The 24793-nt window shown below is 43.8% G+C and carries 23 protein-coding genes; 13 read left to right on the top strand and 10 right to left on the bottom strand.

Annotation, left to right across the window (positions count from 1 at the left end; translation table 11 throughout):
• Nucleotide 1: 1 nt before the first annotated feature.
• From V7S75_RS04315 to V7S75_RS04300, 4 genes are all read right to left on the bottom strand, one after another.
• On the bottom strand, nucleotides 2-940 hold the full coding sequence (locus tag V7S75_RS04315) for a glycoside hydrolase family protein (protein ID WP_459511675.1): 939 nt from the start codon (nucleotides 938-940) through the stop codon (nucleotides 2-4).
• Between the two features lie 47 nt (nucleotides 941-987).
• Nucleotides 988-1731 (bottom strand): NIPSNAP family protein, encoded by a 744-nt coding sequence (locus tag V7S75_RS04310; protein WP_459511674.1) that lies wholly within the window; start codon nucleotides 1729-1731, stop codon nucleotides 988-990.
• Between the two features lie 69 nt (nucleotides 1732-1800).
• Nucleotides 1801-2376 (bottom strand): hypothetical protein, encoded by a 576-nt coding sequence (locus V7S75_RS04305; RefSeq protein WP_459511673.1) that lies wholly within the window; start codon nucleotides 2374-2376, stop codon nucleotides 1801-1803.
• Nucleotides 2377-2441: 65 nt separating this feature from the next.
• On the bottom strand, nucleotides 2442-3617 hold the full coding sequence (locus V7S75_RS04300; protein WP_459511672.1) for a PepSY-like domain-containing protein: 1176 nt from the start codon (nucleotides 3615-3617) through the stop codon (nucleotides 2442-2444).
• A gap of 192 nt (nucleotides 3618-3809) precedes the next feature.
• On the opposite strand from V7S75_RS04300, the gene V7S75_RS04295 reads away from it, so the two are divergent.
• Nucleotides 3810-3959, top strand: a complete 150-nt coding sequence (locus V7S75_RS04295) for a hypothetical protein (RefSeq protein ID WP_459511671.1) — start codon at nucleotides 3810-3812, stop codon at nucleotides 3957-3959.
• A 43-nt stretch (nucleotides 3960-4002) separates the two neighbouring features.
• The gene (lgt, locus tag V7S75_RS04290) at nucleotides 4003-4830 is read left to right on the top strand and encodes a prolipoprotein diacylglyceryl transferase (RefSeq protein ID WP_459511670.1); all 828 of its coding nucleotides are present in this window, start codon (nucleotides 4003-4005) and stop codon (nucleotides 4828-4830) included.
• Here lgt and V7S75_RS04285 read toward each other — a convergent pair.
• From V7S75_RS04285 to V7S75_RS04265, 5 genes are read right to left on the bottom strand one after another with little or no spacing between them, the layout of a single operon-like run.
• The gene (locus V7S75_RS04285) at nucleotides 4827-5756 is read right to left on the bottom strand and encodes a C40 family peptidase (RefSeq protein ID WP_459511668.1); all 930 of its coding nucleotides are present in this window, start codon (nucleotides 5754-5756) and stop codon (nucleotides 4827-4829) included. The genes lgt and V7S75_RS04285 overlap by 4 nt on opposite strands.
• Nucleotides 5746-6987, bottom strand: coding sequence for a serine hydrolase (locus tag V7S75_RS04280; protein WP_459511667.1), 1242 nt, complete (start codon nucleotides 6985-6987; stop codon nucleotides 5746-5748). The genes V7S75_RS04285 and V7S75_RS04280 overlap by 11 nt, the downstream gene beginning before the upstream one ends.
• The gene (locus V7S75_RS04275; protein ID WP_459511666.1) at nucleotides 6974-7969 is read right to left on the bottom strand and encodes a PLP-dependent aminotransferase family protein; all 996 of its coding nucleotides are present in this window, start codon (nucleotides 7967-7969) and stop codon (nucleotides 6974-6976) included. The genes V7S75_RS04280 and V7S75_RS04275 overlap by 14 nt, the downstream gene beginning before the upstream one ends.
• A gap of 1 nt (nucleotide 7970) precedes the next feature.
• Nucleotides 7971-8987 carry a dipeptide epimerase gene (locus V7S75_RS04270; protein WP_459511665.1) on the bottom strand — a complete coding sequence of 339 codons (1017 nt, stop codon included), beginning with the start codon at nucleotides 8985-8987 and terminating at the stop codon, nucleotides 7971-7973.
• A 6-nt stretch (nucleotides 8988-8993) separates the two neighbouring features.
• Complete coding sequence (locus tag V7S75_RS04265) at nucleotides 8994-10130, bottom strand: molybdopterin molybdotransferase MoeA (RefSeq protein WP_459511664.1); 1137 nt, start codon at nucleotides 10128-10130, stop codon at nucleotides 8994-8996.
• An 83-nt stretch (nucleotides 10131-10213) separates the two neighbouring features.
• Between V7S75_RS04265 and moaC the strand changes: the two genes are divergently transcribed.
• Complete coding sequence (gene moaC, locus V7S75_RS04260) at nucleotides 10214-10687, top strand: cyclic pyranopterin monophosphate synthase MoaC (RefSeq protein WP_459511662.1); 474 nt, start codon at nucleotides 10214-10216, stop codon at nucleotides 10685-10687.
• The gene (locus tag V7S75_RS04255; protein ID WP_459511660.1) at nucleotides 10687-11340 is read left to right on the top strand and encodes a thiamine diphosphokinase; all 654 of its coding nucleotides are present in this window, start codon (nucleotides 10687-10689) and stop codon (nucleotides 11338-11340) included. Before moaC ends, V7S75_RS04255 begins: the two co-directional genes overlap by 1 nt.
• Here V7S75_RS04255 and V7S75_RS04250 read toward each other — a convergent pair.
• Nucleotides 11315-12559, bottom strand: coding sequence for a replication-associated recombination protein A (locus tag V7S75_RS04250; protein WP_459511659.1), 1245 nt, complete (start codon nucleotides 12557-12559; stop codon nucleotides 11315-11317). The genes V7S75_RS04255 and V7S75_RS04250 overlap by 26 nt on opposite strands.
• Nucleotides 12560-12634: 75 nt before the next feature.
• On the opposite strand from V7S75_RS04250, the gene V7S75_RS04245 reads away from it, so the two are divergent.
• The 9 genes from V7S75_RS04245 to V7S75_RS04205 all read left to right on the top strand — a co-directional run bounded on the left by V7S75_RS04245 (nucleotide 12635) and on the right by V7S75_RS04205 (nucleotide 24681).
• Complete coding sequence (locus V7S75_RS04245; protein ID WP_459511658.1) at nucleotides 12635-13558, top strand: sugar phosphate isomerase/epimerase family protein; 924 nt, start codon at nucleotides 12635-12637, stop codon at nucleotides 13556-13558.
• Between the two features lie 105 nt (nucleotides 13559-13663).
• Entirely contained in the window at nucleotides 13664-14986 is a 1323-nt protein-coding gene (locus tag V7S75_RS04240; protein ID WP_459511656.1) for an amidohydrolase, read from the top strand.
• 134 nt (nucleotides 14987-15120) lie between these two features.
• Nucleotides 15121-17451, top strand: a complete 2331-nt coding sequence (locus V7S75_RS04235) for an alpha-L-rhamnosidase-related protein (RefSeq protein ID WP_459511655.1) — start codon at nucleotides 15121-15123, stop codon at nucleotides 17449-17451.
• Nucleotides 17452-17507: 56 nt separating this feature from the next.
• Entirely contained in the window at nucleotides 17508-19586 is a 2079-nt protein-coding gene (locus tag V7S75_RS04230) for a bifunctional aldolase/short-chain dehydrogenase (RefSeq protein WP_459511654.1), read from the top strand.
• Nucleotides 19587-19591: 5 nt separating this feature from the next.
• Nucleotides 19592-20851, top strand: a complete 1260-nt coding sequence (locus V7S75_RS04225) for a TIM barrel protein (protein ID WP_459511652.1) — start codon at nucleotides 19592-19594, stop codon at nucleotides 20849-20851.
• Between the two features lies 1 nt (nucleotide 20852).
• A complete protein-coding gene (locus V7S75_RS04220; RefSeq protein WP_459511651.1) occupies nucleotides 20853-22136 on the top strand; it encodes a carbohydrate kinase in 1284 nt (427 codons plus the stop codon).
• Between the two features lies 1 nt (nucleotide 22137).
• The gene (locus V7S75_RS04215) at nucleotides 22138-22851 is read left to right on the top strand and encodes a (Fe-S)-binding protein (protein ID WP_459511649.1); all 714 of its coding nucleotides are present in this window, start codon (nucleotides 22138-22140) and stop codon (nucleotides 22849-22851) included.
• Nucleotides 22844-24187 (top strand): lactate utilization protein B, encoded by a 1344-nt coding sequence (locus tag V7S75_RS04210; RefSeq protein ID WP_459511647.1) that lies wholly within the window; start codon nucleotides 22844-22846, stop codon nucleotides 24185-24187. The genes V7S75_RS04215 and V7S75_RS04210 overlap by 8 nt, the downstream gene beginning before the upstream one ends.
• Entirely contained in the window at nucleotides 24184-24681 is a 498-nt protein-coding gene (locus V7S75_RS04205; protein WP_459511645.1) for a LutC/YkgG family protein, read from the top strand. Before V7S75_RS04210 ends, V7S75_RS04205 begins: the two co-directional genes overlap by 4 nt.
• Nucleotides 24682-24793: the final 112 nt, after the last annotated feature.

Below are 24793 nucleotides of genomic sequence, written 5' to 3'. Positions count from 1 at the left end.
TTTATTCCATTATGGCATAACCCACACCCGTTTGACCAAAATGATTTCCATTATAAAACATGATTTTCTTGCCTTTGTGATTAATCACGAGCGGGTATTCTATCATGGTATAATCCCAGTCGGCAGGATTATCACTCACATCGATCCCTACTTGCTCATTGAAACGGGTCCATTGGATCCCGTCTTTTGATTCCGCATAATAAATGCGGTAAGAGCGTTCGCGGTTTGTTCGGTAATCGGTGATTGCCCGAGCAGAGAACCACATTTTATAGATCCCATCTTCGATGATGACGGATGGACGAGAAATTCCACCTTCTACCGCATCGCGGTAATCGATCGCCACTTGGCCTTTTCGATTCCACTCGATTCCGTCTGTGGATTCGGCGTATTTAATGTGGTAGCAGGGTTCCATGAGACCTTGATCTTCCAGCCAATGCGTACAGTTTAAATACCAAGCCTTGTATTTCCCTTCATGAAACAAAAAGCATGCTGAGCCATTGAAATAAGGTTCTTGGGCTGTCGTACTGATGATTGGACCTGTGAATTTTTTGGTAAAATGTATGCCATCGATTGAACTGGCAAGTCCTAAGGCATTATGATAGGGGATGGTGTTTCGTACGGTCCAGCCGATGTAGTATAGCCATTTTTCATCACCGTTTTGCATGAACCAAGTGGGCATAATGCCACAATCGTCGAAAGTCCCTGGAACACCTAAATCCAAAATAGGTTCAGGATGCACATAGAGAATATTGTCAAGATTATTTGGGTCAAGATCAATGAATGAGGCTTGGCAACGTCCTTTTTCATCACGTGCCGAGTAGTAAAGTCTTATTTTATCTTCGTAAGATGTATCTGCACATACGACATGCGCATACCCGCGTTGGTTCCAAGTTGACTTTCCGTCGGGGCAATAAATAAGACCTTGTTTAATCCACTGCATATAATTGGACGTGGTGTTTGAAAGACCACGTCCAAAGATACGACCATTTATCGAATTGTCGAGAAACTCGTCGGGCTCATGTAGATTGATTCCACCTTTTCGACGATTTTGCCATCTTTTTCGGATGCATCTTTCACCGAAATCCATGTCGGATCTAATCGGAAAGCATCAAAACTTGCCTTGCCGGCAGCTTCACTTTTGTGTGCGATGAAGTAAAGCAATTTGCTCTGAGAGCCGTCTTTCGGAATGGTTGTGAAATAGGCGATGTTGTCCATGCCATGCTTTTTGAAAAGTTTCACGGTATGGTCGCGGAAGCGTGTCAGAACGTTTTCTAATTTTCCAGGAGTAGCGGTGTATGTGCGCATTTCGAAAGTACGGTCCGCATCGCTGTGAGATGCTTTGATTTTCGGGCTGAAATCTGTTGCATTCATGAAGATGCTGGTAACTTTTGCTACGATTTTGCCACTTTCTTCCGATTTTCTTGCCACTTCTTTCCACTCAGGATCGCTGCCAAAATGTTTCCATGATGAATCACGCGCAGCTTGAGAAGGATAAGCTAAGATGTAATACAAGGCATTCTCCGTATTGTTGTTCGGGATCCAATAGCCTACATTCGTCATGCCATGTTTTTCGAAAATCTTCGTTGTGTGATTGGTAAAACGTTGCAGTAATGCGTCTAGTCGGCCTGGGTGGCAATAGTAAATACGCATTTCAAAATAGCGCGTATCGGGCTTTTTGGCAAAGCCTAGAAATGAGATGCTAAGCAAGCAAATTAATAAGATATTTTTCATAGAAAATGTTAGTTTAAGGGCTAATGTAGTAGAAATTGTACTGATTAATATCCTGATTCCATTATTTTTTTACGCGGGTCCTAATCGCTTCGCCATGACGTGCTTTAAATAGGCGAAAATCATTTCTGGTTTCAAAGTACGCCAATTAGGAATCTGTAAATTTCCACCAAAATTGATGTAATAATCCACATGGTATTTCGCCCATTCTTGTTCGACAAAATCTGCGAAATGCAATCCTACGATCCAGCCATCCTCTACTTCTTCGAACCATTCGGCATAATAATCGTCCTCATAGCTTCCATGAAAGTTGAAGACATTTTCGCCGATCAGAATAAAATGTTTGATACCGCCGGCAAGCAAGTGGTCGATAACTTGCCTTTTGAGCAACATGATGTCGTTGTGTAGCGTATCGTTCCATTCGCCGAATAATTCGATGATGGAATATCCTTGCGCATAATCGCTGTAGAGAATTTTGCAATAGAGTGTTTCAGAATCGATTTCATCCCAAAGTGGATGAATATAATAGCCGTAGATATCGTTTTCGTATTCAGTTTGTGAATAGCTCCTTCCATAAAATGGGGATTTGCGGTCGTGCGCCGCATTGTATAGGGATTCCCACTGGAAGGATGGTTCGATTTCTTGCATATAGTTCCAAAATAAACAGAAAAGGCTTGCCGAAGCAAGCCTTTTCATTCGATATAAGGAATAGATTACTTTAATTTGGCTCCTTGGAAAACCCCATTTCCATCAAATTCAACTTTGTAATTTTTTCCAGCTACGGCAATAAATACTTCATATTCTTTCACTGTTGTATCGGCTGAAACTGTTTGAGCTTTGGTAAAAGTCCAACCCGCATAATTTGTATTCAAATAGGTAATTGCGGCTGCAGGAATTTGTGCTTGGGTAATTTCTGTTACTGTGAAATTTGGAAGCAATGGGTTGTCTTTGGGTCCTTTACCTGCATTTTGGATTAATTTATAATCCTTGTCAAACATATAGGTTTGAACTACTCCTGCAACGGAAACGACTACATGGTAGTGGATTGTTACATTGTCTGCGGCGATACTTACGGCATTTTTTAGTGTCCAACCAGCGGCATTCGTATTTAAATAAGCCGTGATAGCAGCCGGCAAACTTGTTAAGTCCGTCTTGGTAATGACCGGTTTCGCTGGGATTTCTTTGCTTGAGATTATTTTACCACTTGCATCAATATCCAATTCATAGGATACACCAGCTTTATCAGCATGAACATGGTAAATAGTCACTCCCTTGTCGTCAATTTTCGCTATTGCTCGTTGGAACGTGTAACCAGTCAACGCAGTTTGCACAGCTGCAGGTAGATCTGTCAATGCTAAATTAGTAGCAGCTGGACCATGGCTACCTTTCTCTTTCCCTCCTTTTGGACCGCCTGGCATCCCTGTTGTTTGAGAAACATAGGCTCCTTTATCATCAAAAAGTACAGAATAGAATTCGTTGTTGAATTTTAGTTCTACGCGAAATCCTGTCGGTGTACCCGTTGTTTTTTGCGATGCATGCAATAAGTCGTAACCCGGAAAATTAGTAGATAGATAAGTCAAGACGCTCGCAGGTAATGCCGTTGAATCAACTTTTGAAAAGGCTTCTTTAATAGCACCTTTGGATGATAAAACGATTTGGGTTTCGGTTGTAGCAGTTGTTACATCTGCCACGTACAAAGCATTCGGTTGGATTACGGAGTATGCAACTTTTGCAGTAGGGAAACTTTGTTGAATCGTTGATTGTACTGCTTGTGGTACATTAGCTGCATTGGTTGCAGCAAATCCTTGTGGATTAATTGCGTCGTTTTCTTTGATACATGAACTTAATAGTGCTGTACTAGCAAAGGCAAATAGAATGAGCTTTTTCATGGTTGTTAAATTTAGTTGAACAGGGATTAAACGTAGATCGCTTGCAATTCTTATTCAAATATGTTTAACAAAGTCCTAATTATATAGCTGCAATCGACGAACCGGCTTATCAAGTCTACGAATTAATTATTTTTTTTGTTAAATTATAGTACCTTGTATTGCATAGTACTATTTAATTTGTATGTTTGTGTTATGAAAAATCATCAACGAACCTTATTGATACTCGTCGTATTTCTATTTGCATCGCAGAGCATGTTTGGTTTAGGGTTGCCTCAAAGGCTTTATCCAGCCAAAGTCATTAAAAAATCGATTCAAGTACTCGTGCGAAAAGTATCACGTTAATTCTTAAAAATTCTCTTAATTTTGGGTTTCATTCGATAAGCCCATGTTCACAGCTTTTATTTCTTGGGATCCCAATCCCGTAATCATTGACCTTTTTGGATTTCCAATTCGCTGGTATGGCTTCTTTTTTGCCATGGCTTTTTTGGCGGGTTTTCGTGTTGTGAATTACATGTTCAAGCAGGAGGGACGTTCAACAGAACAGGCGGACCAATTATTGATGTACACGATGGTCGCGACAATCGTAGGTGCACGCGCCGGACATTATTTTTTCTATGAATTCCCCCTGTTGCAAGCGGATCCTCTGCGTTTTTTCATCCAAATGATTACGCCACCATTTTCGGGTTTAGCTTCCCATGGTGCCTCCATTGGATTGTTTATTGCTTTTTATCTGTACTCCCGCAAAAATCCAGGCATGTCTTATTTATACATCACAGATCGGATTGTGCCGGCTGTGGCTTTGGGCGGCTTCTTTATTCGAATGGGGAATTTGATGAATTCGGAGATTATCGGAAAGCCTACGGAATTAACTTGGGGCTTTAAATTTTTACGCGATACAGAATTCAATCCTTATGGAGATCCCAATTTAGTGCTAGCTCGTCATCCCTCTCAATTATACGAAGCTCTTTCTTGCTTGTTGATTTTTGCTGCCTTGATGTGGTTTTGGTCCAAAAAGAAAAAGGACACACAAGAAGGTTTAATGACGGGTTATTTTATGATCGTGCTCTTTACACTTCGTTTTTTCTACGAGTTCTTAAAAGAAAACCAAAGCGCATTTGAAAATAATTTGACCTTGAATATGGGCCAAATTTTATCGATTCCCGCCGTGTTGTTTGGCGTGATTGTGCTAGCATATTCATACCGAAAAGCCTAGTCGATTTTTTGTACCTCTTTTGAAATTACGTTTATCCGTTTTGTGAATAAATAACGGTTCAAATTGTAGGCATCAAAATCCTTGGATTGTGAATCCACACTCGCTCTGCGTGTCCGGTCGGCGGCATGGATATATGCTTTCCGACCTTCCCATAATCCCACGTGAACGACTTTGTTAGTCCCGTCAGGTCTCTTTTCACCAAAGAATAATAAATCCCCCGGTTTTAAATTTTCCCATTTGCGTAGACTATCCACGAGTATCCCCTCGCGAGCTTGTTGGCTCGCATCCCGCGGAATAATCCAGCCATTCGACTGGAATACTAATTTCGTAAACCCACTGCAATCCATGCCCTTGATGGATGTACCTCCCCATAAATAGGGAATGCCCATCAATTGGTGTGCCGACTGAAGTATACGATTTTCAGTTGGCCCTGAATTCGATTTCTTCCATGTCGAATAATCCTCCACATCTTTCAAGGAAACATAGCCTATGACACCATCAGCCATGCGAATTTCCCAAAATCCGATCTTTTTCCGTATCGCCATTAAGCGGTTATGTTGCACCAATTCGCTGATGATCTCCGATTTGCTACTCGGGAATTGATACACTTTACTGAACGGAGCCGTAATTATGAGTTCCGTTCCTGATTTGCGGTATGCCTGAAATTCGGAGCTATCCATCCGAATAATTGTGCTTCCTTCGACCCAACCTTGATAATGGTCGGGCAATTGAACGCGATACCAATTTTTTGTTGCCGCTTTTTCAAGCAATTGAACGGCTGTTCCCAACAATGCTTGTGTACTCATTTCGGCCCCTTCGCGAGCCTCCGCCCGAATGTTCGCTACTGATATGTTTACGATTCCGATGGTTTTTTGTGCCCAAGATAGGTGGGCCAACAAGCAAAAAAGAATGATTTTAATCCGCATAATTGAATCTCAAATAGTCTAAATTAGGTTGATTTGTTTTCGGTCGGCTAAGTTCATGTTGGTAGATTACCTCGCCTAAATGCTTAAAAAAGGGAAATCCGACCGTTTCATAATCGTATTTGTCGTCATTGAATATTTCGTCTTCATTGCAGTAGATCGCTGCGGTAACCATAAATTCTACCTTGTTTTGGAAGTCGACGAAATAGGCATTATCAAGTAAGAATCCATAGGCATCACCTACTTTGTTGAAGATGCGAACATTCGGATTCATGTTCGCCTTTTTATCACCTCCATAGTATAAAAATTTGCAATAAGCTGGCCCAATTGTGGAATCTGCACTATAATTCGGATGTTTGGATTCGGTTGGGTATTCCGACATGTAGCGGTATAAAAACGAATAATCTTCAGGACTCAATTTAAACCGGTCTTTTTTCTCGAAGGAAGCCGGAAACATCAAGCGTTTCAAGAAATCATGTTGGGCTTGCAGTGGATAAGCATTCTTAAAGCTAAAATTAACCGGATGTGGAATGATGCGCCCCGAATCGTTCATGATTCCCTTTCCTAAAATTATTGGATTCGTGGAGACGATTTGCTTCTTGTTGAACTGCTCTTTTTGTTGATAAATAAGTCGGCCTTGCTCATCCACAAATTTCACCGGGTTCGTGTATTGATTTTCCAACAAGGGAATGCTTGTCTGTAAACGATGCGTGAATCGAACACCCTCAAAACCTTTGGAGGCCATGGTTTTGTTGAATTTTTTTTGGCCTAAAAATTCATATAAACGGTTGTAGGCTTCGTTGTCGGAGACCAATAAAATCTTCTTAATATAGTGCTCAATGCTCGGTTTGCCGTTCGATGCGCTGGTGTCTGTTAGGACCTCCAACTGCGTTGGCCTATTTTTCAGGGTATGGAATGTTGTTGCTTTATCGATTTTCAGCCGGTTGATTTTTTCCAAAGCCAAAACGCTTGCGGCTAATTTAACGGTACTTGCAGGGTAAAAATATTCATTGGCATCCACCCGATAGGCATGTGTGGTGAATTGAGCCTTGTTATGTGCATCTCGGTCGATTTGCGTGTATAAAATCTGCAAACGGTATTTACTTGGATTATCCGTCAAATGCTTAAAATAAGTGGGATTAGCCTTTAATAATTGCTCGATCACATTTTCTTGGGCATGAAGCAGTGACGTTGAAAAGAGTCCCATAAAGAGTACTAGTTTAAACTTTTTCATAGGTTAATAGGGCTTGGCTTAATTCTTCGATATCCTGAACATGCAGGCAAGCGGGTAAAATAGCTTTGCAAATAGGAGCAGCTTGTGGGTCAGGATAGGCGAATTGGTTGCATAAAAATCCATGGGATTTTAAATGATCAAAAAGCTTCGTGTCCGCGGAACTGAATGCTGGATAATCCTTGACATAATTCACCTGCATCACATTTTTTGTAAACGCCTCAGCGAGTACTCGGGATTGTTCGATCCGCTCATCATAGGCTTCTTGGGCATGTAAACAGGCATATACATAGGCCGGATTTGCTGGCGATCCACCTACCCAAAAGGGATCTTGTTTGATCGCGTCAATATCAGCTTTTTTGCCTAAAATGATCCCTGCAGGAATCCCAAAGGCTTTCGATAAAGAACTCGTTTGAATCAAATTTGCCGGTGTTTGAATTTGCGTGGAAACGATTCCAAGACGATGGGATTCGTCGACAATCAATGTCTGGTCGGCTGATAAATTTTGCTCAAAACCTGTTAAGAATTCTTCCACCCAAGGAGCTCCGATACCATCCATGCAGAGAATTTGTGCATCTTTTTCCCAATCCGCGAATGAACCCGCTGCCGGTTTATGTGGATGTCTCCACAAGGCTGGATGGGTTTTGGGAGCTAAGGAAATAGCTGCATTCGGATATTTTTGCATGATGTGTTGCAGGGCTATTTGGCCAGCAATTAAACCAGAACTGCATAAGGCTGCGGCTTCGACCTGAAAGCGTTTGGCGAGCGTATGCTCCAAACTCTCCCAGGCATCCATGCGGTAATTATTCAGTCGGGAACTACCCCAATTTTGACTAAACATCCGAATACCCTCCTGTAGTTTTTCTTGAAAGAGGGGATGGGTGCCAATGTTTAAATAATTCGTTCCCCCAAGCCAACGGTATTCTTTTCCCTCGAATGACACGAGACGCTCCGGGATTTGATTTTGTTGGATTTGATACGACATACTAACGAATTAATTGTGCACCCGTTCCAGGAGCATTAGCATATTGTACTGTGCCAAAATCGATGGTAATACCTTTGGCGATTTGGTCGTCAACTAATAAACAGCCGTCCATGTCTACGTAATCCAATAAGGGCAATAATTGCGCGATGGCCGAGCAACCGATCGTCGATTCGGTCATACAGCCTACCATGACTTTTAGGCCAAGACTTTTCGCTTGATTGATCATCCGCAGGGCAGGCGTAAGTCCCCCACATTTCATTAACTTGATATTAACTCCATGAAAATATCCGGAGCATTTGGCTACATCTTCTTCTAAAATACATGACTCATCGGCAATGATGGGCAATGCAGATTCTTGGTAAACGCGCTTCATGCCTTCCCAGTTGTCGGCCTTTAAGGGTTGTTCAATAAATTCAACGCCCAGTTTTTTTAATTCCGGTGCGAAATAAATCGTCTGTTCAGGAGTCCAAGCGGTATTGGCATCCACCCGGAAAACAGCTTCGGTTTCTTTGCGCAAGGCTTCTACAATCTCTAAATCTTGATCCGTGCCCAGTTTGATTTTATACAAAGGAAAGGGCATTTCCCGCATTTTGGAAACCATGACATCTACGGTATCAATTCCAATGGTATAGTCGGTGATCGGGTTGTGAGAGATATCCAATCCCCAAATTTCATGTAGCGCTTTATTATGTGTTTTTCCCCAAAGGTCCCAATAGGCTACATCTAAGGCGCAAAGTGCGAAAGGATGGTCGTCCAACAAAGTTTTGGAAATCAACTTCCAAAAATCCGTCGGGTGCGGAAGAATATCGCTGGGTAATAAATGTCGGATACTTTCTACTTGCGCCACCATCTTTTCCATGGTGATGCCGTAATATGGGGTCTCTGTCGCTTCGCCGAATCCGCTTTTGCCGTGCCAACTTAACTCCACAATAAGTGTGGGCTGTACGTCACGCGATTCATGTGTGATCGTAAAGGTGTGTTTGAGCGGTAAGTCAAATTGATGAAGCTTGAGTTCCATACATGATTATTTAAGTGGGATATAAGGCAATTTGGTATCTTTTTGCCCAGCTTTTTGCCAAACTAATCCATCGGCTTTTGACCAATTGATCAAATCGCCTGAGCCATTATGAGCCAAGGTTTCGCCATTTTCAACCGGAATCCACTGATCTAATTCTGCGGATGGTTTAGGTAAAAACTTGATTTCTTTTTCTGCATATTCAGGGAAATCGCCGGATACCCAAGGTAAGAAATAGACCCAAAAACAAGTTAAAGTTGAGATCGGATTACCCGGGAATGCGAATACCACTTTGCCGTCGGTGCGTGTGGCTACCAACATCGGTTTACCCGGTTTCTGAGCAATTTTATGAAAGATTGTTTCGAAACCAGCTTCCGTTAGGACACCTGGAATCAAATCTTTTTTACCAGCAGAGACTCCGCCCGACAATAAAATAATGTCATTGGATTCTAAGACCTTATCGATATTCGCTTTGATCTTTTCAGCTGAATCAGGTAGGTGGCTTGAATTTGCTTTGAAGCCTTTTGATAACAAGACAGATTTCATCATCATGACATTCGATGACCGAATTTGATGTACCGCAGGCGTTTCATGAAGTCCTACTATTTCATCACCAGTGGAGAAAATGTGCACATGTGGTTTTGATTCCACTTCGATGTGCGCTTTGCCAACTGTAGCCGCAATGGCAATTTCCACAGGTCCGATTTTTGTGCGTTTTTTAACTAAAATCGTCCCTTCTTTGGCATCCATGCCTTGCGTATGAATGAATTGACCCTTTGTTAAGGGTGTTTTACCTATGTAGGTGGCAATCTTTTTCTCGATGCTTAAATCTTCAATTTTGATGATCGCTTCCGTTCCTTTGGGAGCCGTTGCGCCTGTCATGATTTCCATGGCACCATCGATTTTTTTAATCGCTTTTACGGGTTCTCCCGCATATAGAATGCCTTCGATTTTCCAGGTTGGAGCGGTGATGTCTTTCACGGCAATACCATCCATCATGACACGATCAAAGGGAGGAAAATCACGGTCCGCAACAATTTTTTCAGCCAAATTCATGCCCAAGGTTTTTGCTAAGGGTAATTTCTCAGTCCGAAATGGAATGGTGATGTTTTTTAATAGGGCAATTGCTTCAATAGGACTGATCATGTTTGTTGTTTTACGTATTTGTTAAATTTCGCTATTTTTTGCTAATTCTCCCGTATTTTTGTCTTCTAAATTTCAAATCAGCTATGGCTATCGATTTTTCACACCTGCAATCCGATGGTACCCCCGGCATGGTGGATGTAAGTTCCAAAAATGAAACGGTGCGCGAAGCAAAAGCGCAATCCATTGTCTATTTAGGTGCAGAAATCGTCCAGCATTTCGAGGCAGCCGGTTGGCAAAATAAGAAAGGAAGCATCCTACAAACGGCCGTGATTGCCGGTACCATGGCTGCCAAAAAGACCTCGGATTTGATTCCTTTATGTCATCCACTCGGTTTAGATTCTTGTAAGTTTGAAACAGAAGTGTTAGCGGATCAAATTGTAATCACATGCATTTGTCGGCTAGAAGCTAAAACGGGTGTTGAAATGGAAGCCTTGGTTGGCGCCTCAGTCGCTGCTTTAACCGTTTACGACATGTGTAAATCGGTTTCCAAAGGAATCGTCATCAAAGAGACCAAATTGATTTCAAAATCGGGTGGTAAATCTGACTTCAAAGCCTAATGTCCTCGCATCACATCATTCGTGAAAAACAAGAACCCGCGCTGATCATTGCGAATGGGGAGGCGTGTTCAATGGAAATGTTGGATCAATTATTAGAATGGTCCCCAACGGTCCTTGTTCTGGATGGTGCTTTGGAAAGGGTGATCTCATTGGGCATCAAAGTGGATGTTTGGTTAGGCGATTTTGATCATACACACATCACGGATTTCAGTGATTATCCCTTGAAAAAAGTACATACACCGGATCAAAATTTGACCGATTTAGAGAAGGCTTTTGAATATTTGTTGGCTGAAGGTTATCCCGCTGTGAATGTGGTTTGGGCTTCCGGAAAGCGCATGGATCATACCTTGAATAATTTTCATTCGATGGTGCGATACGGTCGGCGAATGAAGATTGTCTTCTTCGATGATTATTCAACCTCTTATTTGTTACCCCCTACGTTTGAAAAATGGTATCCTGCCAAAACACCTATTTCCTTGATGCCTTACGGGGAGGCGTTTCAGGTAAAATCGACAGGTTTATTATACGATTTGAACCATCCTATATTACGTCTAGGGACTCAGACAAGTTCTAGCAATGAGGCGCGAGAAGATGGGATGGTGAAAATTTCCTACGAAAGTGGCGCCCTTATTTTGATGGAGTGCCACGATTAATTTTGTCTTGCTCGGAAGGTTTGTAGAACACGGGGCGCGACGGGACCTCAGGGAAGTAGTTCTGCTCCACCCAATTTCCCGGATAATCATGCGGGTATTTATAATCGGCCCCATAATTCAAATCTTTCATGAGACGCGTAGGTGCATTGCGTAAATGCAAAGGCACGGGTAAATTTCCTGTTTGCTCCACAAAAGCCATGGCTTTATTAATCGCATTATAGGCAGAATTACTTTTTGGAGATGTTGCCAAATAGATCACCGTTTGGGATAAAATAATGCGGGATTCCGGGTTGCCAATGACGCGGATGGAATCGAAGCAAGATTGCGCTAGTAGCAATGCGTTCGGATTGGCTAAACCGATGTCCTCGGAGGCGAGGATCAATAAGCGCCGACCGATGAATTCCAAGGATTCGCCACCTGCAAGCATGCGGGCCAACCAGTAAACAGCCGCATCCGGGTCAGAACCGCGAATGGATTTAATGAAGGCTGATATGATGTCGTAATGTTGTTCACCATCCTTGTCGTATTGTGCTAAGTTTTTTTGTAAACGTTCAGTGACAAGCGCATTGGTAACTTCAATTTCATTTGCCCCTTCGGTGGTGATGAGCAATTCAAAGAGATTCAATAATTTCCGACCATCTCCCCCTGAAAAATGGAATAGCGCATCCGTTTCCGTGAGCGTGATGGTTTTATTTGCGAATAATTTATCCGTGCTAATGGCCTTATCGATGAGTTGGCGTAAATGCACATCATTCAATGCCTCCAATACATATACTTGACAACGCGATAATAGGGCTGAAATAACCTCGAATGATGGGTTTTCTGTGGTTGCTCCCACCAACGTGACGATTCCTTTTTCGACCGCATTTAGCAAGGAGTCTTGCTGGGACTTGGAGAAACGGTGAATCTCATCGATGAAAAGAATAGGTGATTGCGCTTCAAACATGCGGTTTTTCTTCGCTAATTCGAGCGTTTCACGGACTTCTTTTACGCCAGATTGTACAGCAGAGAGCGTGTAGATTGTGCGTTTTAATGCACCCGCTAATAAGGTGGCTAAGGTCGTTTTTCCTACCCCGGGAGGACCCCACAGAATACAAGAGGGGAGATGTCCTGCCTCGATTGCCTTGCGTAGGGGTGCATGAGCTCCAATGACCTTTTCTTGGCCAATGTAGTCTTCAAGTGAAGTGGGGCGCATGCGTTCTGCGAGTGGTTGCATCATCCTTCGAAGTTACGGGAATTTTGTAAATTAGAAATAGAATTAGTAGCTTGGAGAACTAAATAAACCTATGAAATTATGAATTCATCACGTCGTTCCTTTTTGCGCAATTCGGCCTTTGGGCTAGGTGCATTGGCTTTTGCTTCTCCTGCTTTGCAGAGTTTGGCAGCCGTTAAATACAAGAAATTAGTTGGGGTTCAATTGTATTCCGTACGCGATGATATGCGCAAGGATCCACAAGCAACCTTGAATGCTTTGGCAGAAATGGGCTATAAATATGTAGAACATGCTAATTACGTTAATCGCAAATTTTACGGTTGGGAGGCCAAAGAATTCCGCAAACGTCTCGATGATTTAGGAATTAAAATGCCTTCAGGACATACTGTAATGGGTAAGCTGCATTGGGACGACGCAAAAAATGATTTCACTGATTTGTGGAAATATACTGTGGAAGATGCTGCTGTTTTGGGACAGGAATTAGTCATAAGTCCATCCATCGACATGGGGATTCGCAAGGATAAAAACTTGTTGTTGAAATACATGGATATCTTCAATAAATCGGGAGAATTGTGTAACAAATTTGGTATGCGATTCGGGTACCACAACCATGATTTTGAGTTTTCGGAGAAACTGGAAGGAGAATTGTTGTATGATATTATGTTGAACAATACAGATCCGAAACTCGTAGCCCAACAATTAGACATAGGTAATATGATCAATGGTGGGGGAGTTCCTGCCGAAGTGATGAAGAAATTCCCAGGTCGTTTCGTTTCCATGCACGTGAAAGACGAAGTGCCAGCCAAAACAGGTCATGAACATTTTGAATCAACGATTCTTGGAAAAGGATCAGGTCAAATTGATGTAAAGGCTTTGGTGAAGTTAGGCGACAAAGAGGGCGGAACGAAGCACTTTATTATTGAACAAGAAGCTTATCAAGGATTACAACCGCTTGACTGTATGAAGGAGAATATTGCCATCATGCGGGGTTGGGGGTATAAATAGATTGATTTTGGGTGTTTGCCCAAGTCCTCAGGCTGAAGCCTGAGGTTACAAATATGTTAACCCCAGGTTTTAACCTGGGGGATTTGAAAAAACGAAAAATTACCAATGAAAAAACTAACCTTCATCGCCCTATTCGCAGCACCGTTTTTCGCGTCTGCGCAGTCCTCATTAAAACCCGTTATTGCGCAAAAAGCGGATGCCTTGAAAGACAAGGTCATCGCTTGGCGTCGCGATTTTCATGAGCATCCCGAATTGGGAAACCAAGAAGTTCGCACTGCGGGTATCGTGGCAGCGCATCTACGTTCTTTGGGTATTGAGGTACAGGAAAAAGTGGCTTACACGGGTGTGGTTGGGATTCTAAAGGGCGGAAAGCCAGGACCCGTTGTCGCCTTGCGTGCCGACATGGACGGTTTACCTGTGACAGAACGTGTAGATATTCCTTTTAAGTCGAAGGTGGTTACTGAGTTTAATGGTCAAAAAACAGGTGTCATGCATGCTTGTGGTCACGATTCACACGTGGCAATTTTAATGGCTGTGGCTGAAATTTTGGCATCTGAGAAAGCGAATTTAGCAGGTACTGTGAAGTTTATATTTCAGCCATCTGAGGAGGGAGTTTACAACGAAAAGGGAGAAACCATTCTTTCAGGGGCTGAGTTGATGGTGAAAGAAGGCGTGTTAGAAAACCCTAAAGTGGATGTGATTTTTGGTTTACATATTTCTGCAGGCTCAGACAACGGTGTTATTGAATACAAGTCTGGTGCTACCATGGCAGCTGTAGATCAATTAGATATCAAAGTAAAAGGTAAGCAAGCACATGGTGCAAATCCTTGGACGGGAATTGACCCGATTGTTATTTCTTCTCAAATCGTGATGGGTTTACAAACCATCGTTTCACGTTCGGTGAACATCACGGAAGATCCTGCCATCGTTACAGTAGGCGCCATTCACAGTGGTATTCGTCAAAATATTATTCCGGAAAGTTCTCATATGATCGGAACGATCCGGACTTTTGGTGTAGAACAACGTCAATTGGTTCACCAACGCATCAAAGATATCGCAACAAATATTGCTGAAAGTGGTGGCGGTAAAGCTGATGTGACGATCGGTACAGGATATCCTGTGACGTATAACAATCCACAATTGGTAGAAAAGATGTTGCCAACTTTGCAAGGAGTTAATGGAAAGGATCGCGTTAGAACTGTTCCTGCACATACAGGTGCGGAAGATTTTTCATTCTTCCAACAAAAAGTTCCAGGTTTCTTCTTCTTCTTGGGAGCACGTCCGGATAACAAAAAGGCTGATGAAGTGGCAGGGCACCATACGCCAGACTTTCAATTAGATGAAGGTCATTTCCAAGTAGGGGTGAAAGCCTTGAGTAGCTTGGTTGTGGATTACATGGATATGGCGCAGCCGAAGAAAAAGAAATAAAATCATGTAGAGACGCATTGCCTTGCGACTTAAATATGTAGAGACGCGATACTTCGCGTCTTATTTTTATTCTAGACGCAAGGTATTGCGTCTCTACAATTAATTTGCGATGAATCGCGTCTCTACTTAAACCTATGAAAATACTCCTTCTATTCCTCCTTTTGGCAGGCCCTTTGGCCTATGCACAAAATCTAAAACCTGAACTTTGGCGTAAACCTTGGAAAGCTTCCTGGATTACGTATGCGGAGAATGCAAACAATGTTTATTCTCTGCTAGGTTTGAAAGATTATGGGGTATTCAAATTTCAGAAAACGGTTTCATTGCCTGAAAAACCTGCCAAATGTCTCATTCACGTTTCCGGCGATAATCGCTATAAATTATATGTGAACGGGACTTGGGTATCGGCTGGACCTGCTCGCGGCGATTTGTATTTCTGGAATTTTGAGACCTTGGACATCGCGCCTTATTTAAAGTCGGGAGAAAATACCTTGGAGGCCTTGGTTTGGAATGAGGGAAAAGGAAAACCAGAGGCCCAAATATCCTATGCAACGGGATTTATTTTACAGACCGACGAGGAGGCTTATGCCGCGTTGAACACCAATATGAATTGGCAAGTGGCTAAAAATCTGGGGGTATCTCCGTTGCAGCCTCGGGTGCCAGGTTATTATGTGGCGGGTCAAGGAGAATTACAGGAATATGCCAAATCCTGGTCGCCTTTCATTTCCGCGAAATCCTTAGGTCCAGGTTTAACCAAAGGCGCGGCTATCGATTCAAGGGGTTGGATGCTATATCCTTCCGCGATTCCGGCGATGGAATTAAAAGAGCAAAGATTTGCGGCTATTCGCAAAGGAGAGGGGGATCTGATTCACGGGAAATCGCTCGTGGTACCTGCGAATTCTTCGGTTGATCTGTGGATCGATCAAGGAGTATTGACAAATGCATACCCGCAATTAACGTTTTCAGGAGGAAAGGATGCCAAAATCGGCCTTACCTATGCCGAAGGTTTATACGAAAAGAAGCCGCTAAGTACGACTACGAAAAATGGGAATCATAAGGGTAATCGGAATGATATTGAGGATAAATACTGGCTTGGTCGGAAGGATAGCCTTATTGCCGATGGTGCCGCGCATACTTTTGAAACAATGACCTATCGCACCTTTCGCTATGTGCGTTTGACCGTAAAAACGGAAGCGGAGGCTTTGACTTTGCAGGATTTTAAGAGCGTGTTCACGGGTTTTCCTTTTCTGGCGAAAGCTGCGTTGAAAACGGATAATCCTTTGATTCCCCAATTGCTTGACGTAGGCTTTCGCACCGCGCGTTTATGTGCGATGGAAACCTACATGGATTGTCCTTATTATGAGCAATTGCAATACATTGGCGATGCACGGATTCAGGCGCTTGTCAGCATGTATTATGCGGGGGATGAGCGTTTGGTGCGTCAGGCGCTGGACCACATGGATCATTCGAGAATAGCGGAAGGAATTACGCTGAGCAGATACCCGACGGATTTGCACCAGCAAATTCCGACCTTCTCCTTATGGTACATCGGGATGTTGCATGATTATTTACGCTATGGAAAAGATCCTTCGTTCTTGAAAAACAAATTATCCGGCATGCGCGGGATTTTGGATTATTTTTCGCGTTTCGAAGGAACCGATGGAACCTTGCAAAATGTACCTTATTGGACTTTCTCCGACTGGGTGAATGCCTGGCCACGGGGAATTGCTCCGGTTGGGCCTTCTGGCCGTTCGGCAGTGATCGATTTTCAGTATGTATGGATCTTGCAAAATGCGGCTGAAATCGAACGTTATTTTGGCTATCCCGAATTGGCCGCTCGCTATGAGGCGAAAGTGAAGGCATTAAAACCGGTTTTACATAAAATATACTGGGATGCTGCTAGAGGTTTGTATGCAGATACGGAAGTGCATGATAAATTTTCCCAACACGCAAATTCCCTTGCCATTTTGGCGGGTTTTGACGCTGGCGGGGTGTCAAGGAAACTCCTGACTGACAAGGATTTAGCTCCTGCGTCTATCTACTTCAAATACTACATACACTTAGCCTTAACGAAAGCTGGTCAAGGAAATGATTACCTGAAATGGCTTGATAAATGGAAAGAAAACATCGACATGGGCTTGTCGACTTGGGCGGAAACCTCGGATATTTCCACGTCCAGATCGGATTGCCATGCTTGGGGCGCAAGTCCTAACATTGAATTTTTCCGCATCGTTTTGGGCGTAGACTCTGATGCACCGGCTTTCGCTAAAGTAAAAATTGAACCACATCTAGGCGAGCTTAAAGAAGTGGAAGGTGTGGTACCTCATCCGCAGGGGGAAATAAAAATTGCTTATCGAGTGGGCGCCGCTTCCATTGAATTACCGGGAACAGTTGGTGGGCAATTTATTTGGAAGGGCAAAAGTTATGCGCTAAAAGCCGGAAAAAATATATTGACTATCCCTAGGTAGGATAGGACGGTTGGGCGCTTTTGCAAGCGTAGTTTTGGAAAAAATAAAAAAGCAACATGTACAAACACGTATCTTACCTTTGGGATGATGCCAAAGCAGCGGCACTCGCAGGGAATGAAGTCGACCTATTCATCTATCGCTCGAATATTTTAGGAGCGGATTTACGCATCACGAATTACGGCGGGGGGAATACTTCGGTGAAATTGCAAGACAAAGACCCGTTGACAGGTTCTGAAACCGAAGTGATGTGGATCAAAGGCTCCGGTGGTGATATCGGAACCTTGAAGAAGTCGGGCTGCGCGGCCTTGTACGTGGATCGCTTACGTTCGTTGACGAATGTTTACCGCGGTCTGGAATACGAAGATGAGATGGTGGAATTATTTAATCATTGCATTTTTGATTTGTCTTCCAAAGCCCCTTCTATCGACACGCCTTTGCACGGATTTTTACCTTTCAAACACATCGATCACTTGCATCCCGATGCAGCCATTGCGATTGCTGCCTCAAAAGATGGCGAGCAAATCACCAAAGACCTATTCGGTGGATTAATTGGCTGGGTGGGTTGGCAACGTCCAGGCTTCGATCTAGGCTTGCAATTAAAAGCTTGCTTGGATGAGGCTGCTTCACGCGGTGTCCAATTACGCGGCATCATGTTGGGCTCGCACGGTTTATTTACCTGGGGCGACACATCTCATGCGTGTTATGTAAATACGCTCGAGGTCATTGAAAAATGTGCGGATTACATTGAATCGAAAACGAAAACGGTTTTTGGCGGTGCGCGCATGTCATCGTTTTCTGCTGAAGAAAGAGCGGCTAAGGCTGCAGCGTTAGCACCCGTTTTGCGTGGATTTTGTTCGTCACATGTGCAGATGGTGGGTCATTTCTCCGACGATGAGCGTGTCTTGCAATTTATCAATTCGAATGATTTAGATAGGTTGGCACCTTTAGGAACCTCTTGCCCAGATCACTTTTTGCGGACGAAAATTTCGCCATTGGTGTTGGGGTCGGATGTTTCCGTGGAGGCATTGACGCCTTTATTTGAGGATTACCGCATCATGTACGGATCCTATTACGATTCTTGCAAACATGCGAATTCCCCAACGATGCGTGACCCCAATCCAGTTGTGATTTTATACCCGGGTGTGGGGATGTTTACCTTTGCCAAAGACAAACAAACGGCGCGCGTTGCCGCCGAGTTTTATACGAATGCCATCAACGTAATGCGCGGAGCGGAGGCGATTTCGTCTTATACTTCCTTGCCTCGTCAAGAAGCTTTTGATATTGAATATTGGTTGTTGGAAGAAGCCAAACTCCAACGCATGCCGAAGCCCAAAGCTTTGTCCGGCCGTGTCGCATTTGTGACGGGATCGGGTGGGGGAATCGGTAAGGCGATTGCCAAAAAAATGGCTCAAGAAGGTGCTTGCGTAATTTTAAATGACGTGAACTCGGATCGATTAGCGGAGGCGAAAGCAGAGTTTGTGAGCTTATTCGGGAAAGATGTGGTATCTACAGTCATTGCGGATGTAACCAATCAAGAATCGATTGAGGCGGCGATGAAGCAAGCTTGCTTGGATTTTGGTGGGGTGGATTTAATCGTGAATAATGCGGGAATCTCGATTTCCAAAGGGATTTTGGAGCATACGCAGGCCGACTGGGATAAGCTATATGATATTTTAGTGAAGGGGCAATATTTGGTTTCACAAGCGGCGATTGCCGTGATGCGCAAGCAGGGATTGGGTGGCGATATTGTGAACATCGTGTCGAAGAATGCTTTTGTGGCGGGACCGAACAATGTGGGATATGGAAGTGCCAAAGCAGCGCAAGCACACATGACCCGTTTGTTGGCCGCGGAATTAGGACCAGATCATATCCGTGTGAATACCGTCAATCCAGATGCAGTGATTGCAGATTCTAATATCTGGGCAGGTGGCTGGGCCGAAGGTCGCGCCAAAGCCTACGGCATCACGGTAGCTGAATTGCCCGCATATTACGCAAAACGTACCCTTTTGAATGAATCTATTTTGCCAGATGATATTGCCAACGCATGTTTTGCATTCGTAGGTGGCTTATTAAATAAGTCGACCGGAAATGCGCTAAACGTAGATGGTGGTGTTGCTGCTGGATTTTTAAGATAAGAACCATGAATATTTCGAATCATAACGAGGCATTATTAGCCCAACATACCCGCCGTCTGGATTTCTTGAAATCTGAGGTGAACTTGCCAGATGGCATTTTACAGAAATTAAAGGATTTTCAAATCGCGATTCCTTCTTGGGCCCTAGGCACGGGAGGAACCCGTTTTGGCCGCTTTTCTGGCGGAGGCGAACCGCGTAATTTGGAAGAAAAAATCGCGGATGTGGGTTTGTTGCATGCCTTAAATCAGTCTTCGGGTGCGATTTCTTTGCACATTCCTTGGGATATCCCTACGGATACTGCGGCGATTCGCACGCTAGCTGCCCAACACGGTTTGGCATTCGATGCTGTGAATTCAAATACCTTTCAGGATCAAGCAGATCAAGCACATTCCTATAAGTTTGGTTCCTTGCAACATGTTTCTGCGGCGACTCGGAAACAAGCGATTGATCACAACATTGAAGTGATTAAGCACGGAGTTGAACTCGGTTCCAAAGCTTTAACCGTTTGGTTATCGGATGGTTCATGTTTTCCAGGCCAATTAAACTTCCGTCACGCCTATGAGCGCACGGTGGATAGTTTGCGGGAGATTTATGCGGCGCTTCCTGCCGACTGGTCTTTGTATTTAGAATACAAGGCTTACGAGCCGAACTTCTATTCTACGACCGTAGGAGACTGGGGTGCGTCGTACTCCATGGTAAATAAATTAGGGCCACAGGCAAAAACCTTGGTCGATTTGGGGCACCATTTGCCGAATGCCAACATTGAACAAATCGTTTCCATTCTCTTAATGGAAGGTAAATTGGGTGGGTTCCACTTCAATGATTCGAAATACGGCGATGATGATTTGACGGCAGGTTCGATTAAACCATATCAATTGTTCTTAATCTTCAATGAATTGGTGGATGGGATGGATGCCAAAGGAATGAATCATGCCAAAGATTTAGGATGGATGATTGATGCTTCACACAATGTGAAGGATCCTTTGGAGGATTTATTGCAATCCGTGGAAGCCATTCAAATTGCTTATGCACAAGCCTTATTAGTGGATCGAAAAGCTTTAGAAGAAGCTCGTGAAGCGAATGATGTGGTTCGTTGTCAAGAAATATTGCAGGCCGTTTTCCGTACGGATGTGCGCGCATTAGTGGCACAAGCCCGTTTGGAATTAGGTGGAGCTTTGGATCCGATCGCTTTGTTCCGTCAGGAGAAATTGCGTGATCAATTAATCAAGGCACGTGGTGCAAAAACGGTAGCGACGGGATTGTAAGATGAGTTTGAGGACGCCTGTAATCGCCGTATTTGATATCGGGAAGACCAATAAAAAGGTCTTTCTGTGGAATACCGCATTTGAGATTGTGTTCGAGAAACAGCAGAGTTTTGCGGAGATTTTGGACGAAGATGGATTTGCCTGTGAGGATTTAGCGGCGCTCCAGCAATGGATCATATCGACCTTTACAGAGATTTGCCAAATGCCCGAATTCGAATTAATCGGATTGAATTTCTCGGCTTATGGTGCGTCGTTTGTTTATGTAGATCGCATGGGCGAACCCGTGTCGCCTTTGTATAATTATTTGAAACCTGCTACGGTGCCATTTCCCTATGCGGATTTTGGTGGTGAGTCGGAATTTGCCCGTAAAACGGCATCGCCCATCTTGGGGAATTTGAATTCGGGATTGCAGGTGTATGCTGCTCAATTCAAAGCATTTTGGCCTGAGGTATTTCAAGCCCTACATTTCCCTAATTACCTATCTTCATTATTTACGGGAAAATTCTTGTCTGAGATTACCTCCATCGGTTGTCATACCGCTTTATGGGATTTCGACAAGGGTCATTATCATCACTGGGTATCTGTCATTCTAGATAAATTAGCTCCCATTTCCTCTGTTGCTTTTGATGAAATTGACGGCATTCATTACGGTATGGGATTGCATGATTCCTCGGCGGCCTTAGTTCCCTATTTGCGTTCGGTTGAGGAGGAATTCGTTTTGCTATCGACAGGTACCTGGTGCATTGCCATGCATCCGTTTAATGATTCGCCCTTGACTTCCGACGAATTAGCGAATGATGTCTTGTGTTATTTACAGCCAAACGGAAAGCCGGTCAAAGCATCTCGCCTGTTTGGAGGACATTTTCATGAGGAGCAAGTGGATCGGATGGAGAAACATTTTGGTGGGTCATTTAAGGATTGTCAATTCAGCGATTCCGTTTTTGAATTGAAACCGAGTGCTTCATCTGTATTCGAATGTGCCTTCGCCTCCCGAAATTTAGCTGATTTTACAGATTTGGCTTCGGCGTATGATCAATTCATGGTAGATTTGGTAGGCCAACAAATCTTTAGTCTGAACTTGCTGTTGAAAGATGCACCTGTCAAACAATTGCTTGTGGACGGTGGTTTTAGCAAAAACGAATGGTACATGCGCTTATTAACGCGGGCCTTTCCAGAGATAGAGGTGTATGCCGCGGAAGTTGCCCAAGCGAGTGCTTTAGGTGCGGCTTTGATGGTTTATGCGGGTGATACCCCAAAAGATTTAATTCAATTGAAACGATATTAGGATGCGCGTAGCCTTGTTTGTTCCTTGTTACATTGACCAATTCTACCCGCAAGTCGCGGTGGCGAGTTTGGAATTGTTGGAAAAACTGGGCTGCGAAGTTATTGTTCCCAAAGATCAAACTTGTTGTGGCCAACCGATGGCCAATTCAGGTTTTTCATCCTCCACAGAAGGTTGTGATACCAATTTTTCGAATAATTTTGAGGGATTTGATTACATCGTAGGACCTTCGGGTTCTTGCGTATTGCATTTGAAGGAGCATCATCCATCGGAGAAAATTCGGAATTCGGTATATGAGATTTGTGAGTTTTTGACAGATGTTCTTAACGTTTCTTCGCTAAATGCATCATTTCCTCACAGGGTAGGATTACACCAAAGTTGCCATGGGCAGCGCGGTTTGCGTTTAAGTTCGATGTCGGAGCGCAATGAAAAGCCTTTTTCGAAGTTAGAAGATCTACTTGGACTCGTGGAGGGTGTTGAAATATTAAAGCCTGAACGTACAGACGAATGCTGCGGTTTTGGCGGAACCTTCTGTGTAACAGAAGAAGCCGTTTCGGTGAAGATGGGACAAGATCGAATCAAGGAGCACAATGCGAATGAGGTGGAATATATTGTAGGAGCGGATACCTCTTGTTTGATGCATTTGGAAGGGATTTTGCGCCGACAAGGTTCCAAAGTTCAGGTGAAACACATAGTCGAAATATTGAATCATGCTTAGTCACGCGGAGGCTTCAGAGAAATTTATTTCGGATGCGGAACGGACCAACTGGCATGATGAAACCTTGTGGTTTGTGCGTGCGAAGCGGGATAAGGCATCGAAGGTTTTACCTGAATGGGAAGCCTTGCGTGAACACGCTTCACAAATCAAAGATCATACCTTAGCGAATTTAGGAAGCTATTTGCAGGCCTTTGAAGCCAAAGCGCAAGCGAATGGAATTAAAGTACATTGGGCGAAAGATGCGGCGGAGCATAATGCCATTGTGCATGGAATTATTGCTGCACAGGGTTCGCAATTGCTTGTGAAGAGCAAGTCCATGTTGACCGAAGAATGTCATTTGAACGATTATTTAGCCAAAAATGGTATCGAAGTCGTCGATACGGATTTAGGGGAACGCATTGTTCAATTCAGAAAAGAAGCACCCAGTCACATTGTTTTACCTGCGATCCACCTGAAAAAAGAGGATGTAGGGGAGACATTTCACCAGCATTTAGGTACCCCTAAAGGCAATAAAGATCCTCAGTTTTTGACAGAGGCTGCACGCCATCATCTTCGGGGGCATTTTCTGGCTTCAGAAGTGGCGATTACGGGAGTGAATTTTGCTGTGGCCGAAACGGGCGAATTCGTAGTTTGTACGAATGAGGGAAATGCAGATATGGGGGCACATTTAGCCAAAGTACATATTGCCTGCATGGGGATTGAAAAGATTATTCCGAAACGAGCGGATTTAGCAGTGTTTTTACGGTTACTTGCCAGAAGCGCTACTGGTCAATTAATCACGACCTATTCTTCGCATTTCCATAAACCTCGTGAGGGCCAGGAAATGCACATCGTGTTGTTGGATAACGGTCGGACGCGTCAACTCGCAGACCCGAAATACAAGAATTCATTGAAATGCATTCGATGTGCGGCTTGTTTTAATACCTGTCCGGTGTATCGTAGGAGTGGGGGGCATAGTTACCATCAACCGGTGGCAGGTCCTATAGGCTCCATTTTAGCCCCGAATATCGATAAAAAGGCCAATGCGGATTTGCCTTTTGCGAGCACGCTTTGTGGGTCTTGTTCCAATGTTTGTCCGGTTAAGATTAATATTCATGAGCAATTGTGGTTTTGGCGGCAGGATTTGATGGCCGCTGGTTTAGCGCCGGTCGGCAAAACGATAGGCATGAAATTAATGGCCTTCGTGTTAGCTAATCCTGTCATTTATCGGTTAGGCGGATCGATACTGCGCAAATTCGCAGGAGCATTAAATTCCCGATTAAATCCTTGGTACAAACAGCGGGAGATGCCAGAAGCACCCAAGGAAAGTTTTCAAGAATGGTATAAAAAACGATGAGTGCTAGAGAAGATATTTTAGGGAAAATTGAGACACTCGAACCAGTGAATCATCCAGGCGATTTTAAAGGGGCATCGGAGGATTTTGATTTCAAGGCTTCTTTGGAGGTGGTGGGTGCGCGCGTGGTGAGTCCTGAGGAATTAGAAGTTTTATTTCCTGGTCGGCGTCGGTATGACAAAACTATGGATGGCTTGAGTTTAGCGGACGTGGAAGTATTGGAAATTGATGGGCAGTTTGGGGTCGCAGAAAATGGAGCGATTTGGTTGACCGAAGAGGCGATGCCGCATCGGGTAGCGCCGTTTATTTGCCAACATTTAGTGATCAACGTTTCTAAAATAGTGCCGAATATGCATGCGGCATACGAAGAATTAAAAATGCCAAACTCGAGTTTTGGTTTGTTTTTAGCCGGTCCATCGAAGACCGCAGACATTGAGCAATCGCTCGTGATCGGTGCGCACGGTGCGCGAAGTTTAACCGTCGTTATCAGAATTTGAACGCTGCCAGGGTCGTAGACTCCCTGGCAGCGTCAAATTTTCGAAGCGAAAGATACCCGTTTATTCATTCAGGAACTTGATTTTCTTTCGTGAAAGCTGATAATTTGGTTTG

This window comes from Aquirufa sp. TARAVU-A1A, assembly GCF_054558675.1.
The sequence above is the reverse complement of the archived record's forward strand: the minus strand, read 5'-3'. Positions and strand labels throughout refer to the sequence as shown.

Coding starts and splice junctions, on each gene's coding strand:
- V7S75_RS04300 (WP_459511672.1), bottom strand. CDS start 3,617: ATGAAAAAGCTCATTCTATTTGCCTTTGCTAGTACAGCACTATTAAGT.
- V7S75_RS04275 (WP_459511666.1), bottom strand. CDS start 7,969: ATGTCGTATCAAATCCAACAAAATCAAATCCCGGAGCGTCTCGTGTCA.
- V7S75_RS04255 (WP_459511660.1), top strand. CDS start 10,687: ATGTCCTCGCATCACATCATTCGTGAAAAACAAGAACCCGCGCTGATC.
- V7S75_RS04250 (WP_459511659.1), bottom strand. CDS start 12,559: ATGATGCAACCACTCGCAGAACGCATGCGCCCCACTTCACTTGAAGAC.
- V7S75_RS04210 (WP_459511647.1), top strand. CDS start 22,844: ATGCTTAGTCACGCGGAGGCTTCAGAGAAATTTATTTCGGATGCGGAA.
- V7S75_RS04315 (WP_459511675.1), bottom strand. CDS start 940: ATGCAGTGGATTAAACAAGGTCTTATTTATTGCCCCGACGGAAAGTCA.
- V7S75_RS04270 (WP_459511665.1), bottom strand. CDS start 8,987: ATGGAACTCAAGCTTCATCAATTTGACTTACCGCTCAAACACACCTTT.
- V7S75_RS04265 (WP_459511664.1), bottom strand. CDS start 10,130: ATGATCAGTCCTATTGAAGCAATTGCCCTATTAAAAAACATCACCATT.
- V7S75_RS04280 (WP_459511667.1), bottom strand. CDS start 6,987: ATGAAAAAGTTTAAACTAGTACTCTTTATGGGACTCTTTTCAACGTCA.
- V7S75_RS04215 (WP_459511649.1), top strand. CDS start 22,138: ATGCGCGTAGCCTTGTTTGTTCCTTGTTACATTGACCAATTCTACCCG.
- moaC (WP_459511662.1), top strand. CDS start 10,214: ATGGCTATCGATTTTTCACACCTGCAATCCGATGGTACCCCCGGCATG.
- V7S75_RS04305 (WP_459511673.1), bottom strand. CDS start 2,376: ATGCAAGAAATCGAACCATCCTTCCAGTGGGAATCCCTATACAATGCG.
- V7S75_RS04230 (WP_459511654.1), top strand. CDS start 17,508: ATGTACAAACACGTATCTTACCTTTGGGATGATGCCAAAGCAGCGGCA.
- V7S75_RS04205 (WP_459511645.1), top strand. CDS start 24,184: ATGAGTGCTAGAGAAGATATTTTAGGGAAAATTGAGACACTCGAACCA.
- V7S75_RS04235 (WP_459511655.1), top strand. CDS start 15,121: ATGAAAATACTCCTTCTATTCCTCCTTTTGGCAGGCCCTTTGGCCTAT.
- V7S75_RS04245 (WP_459511658.1), top strand. CDS start 12,635: ATGAATTCATCACGTCGTTCCTTTTTGCGCAATTCGGCCTTTGGGCTA.
- V7S75_RS04240 (WP_459511656.1), top strand. CDS start 13,664: ATGAAAAAACTAACCTTCATCGCCCTATTCGCAGCACCGTTTTTCGCG.
- lgt (WP_459511670.1), top strand. CDS start 4,003: ATGTTCACAGCTTTTATTTCTTGGGATCCCAATCCCGTAATCATTGAC.
- V7S75_RS04310 (WP_459511674.1), bottom strand. CDS start 1,731: ATGAAAAATATCTTATTAATTTGCTTGCTTAGCATCTCATTTCTAGGC.
- V7S75_RS04225 (WP_459511652.1), top strand. CDS start 19,592: ATGAATATTTCGAATCATAACGAGGCATTATTAGCCCAACATACCCGC.
- V7S75_RS04285 (WP_459511668.1), bottom strand. CDS start 5,756: ATGCGGATTAAAATCATTCTTTTTTGCTTGTTGGCCCACCTATCTTGG.
- V7S75_RS04295 (WP_459511671.1), top strand. CDS start 3,810: ATGAAAAATCATCAACGAACCTTATTGATACTCGTCGTATTTCTATTT.
- V7S75_RS04220 (WP_459511651.1), top strand. CDS start 20,853: ATGAGTTTGAGGACGCCTGTAATCGCCGTATTTGATATCGGGAAGACC.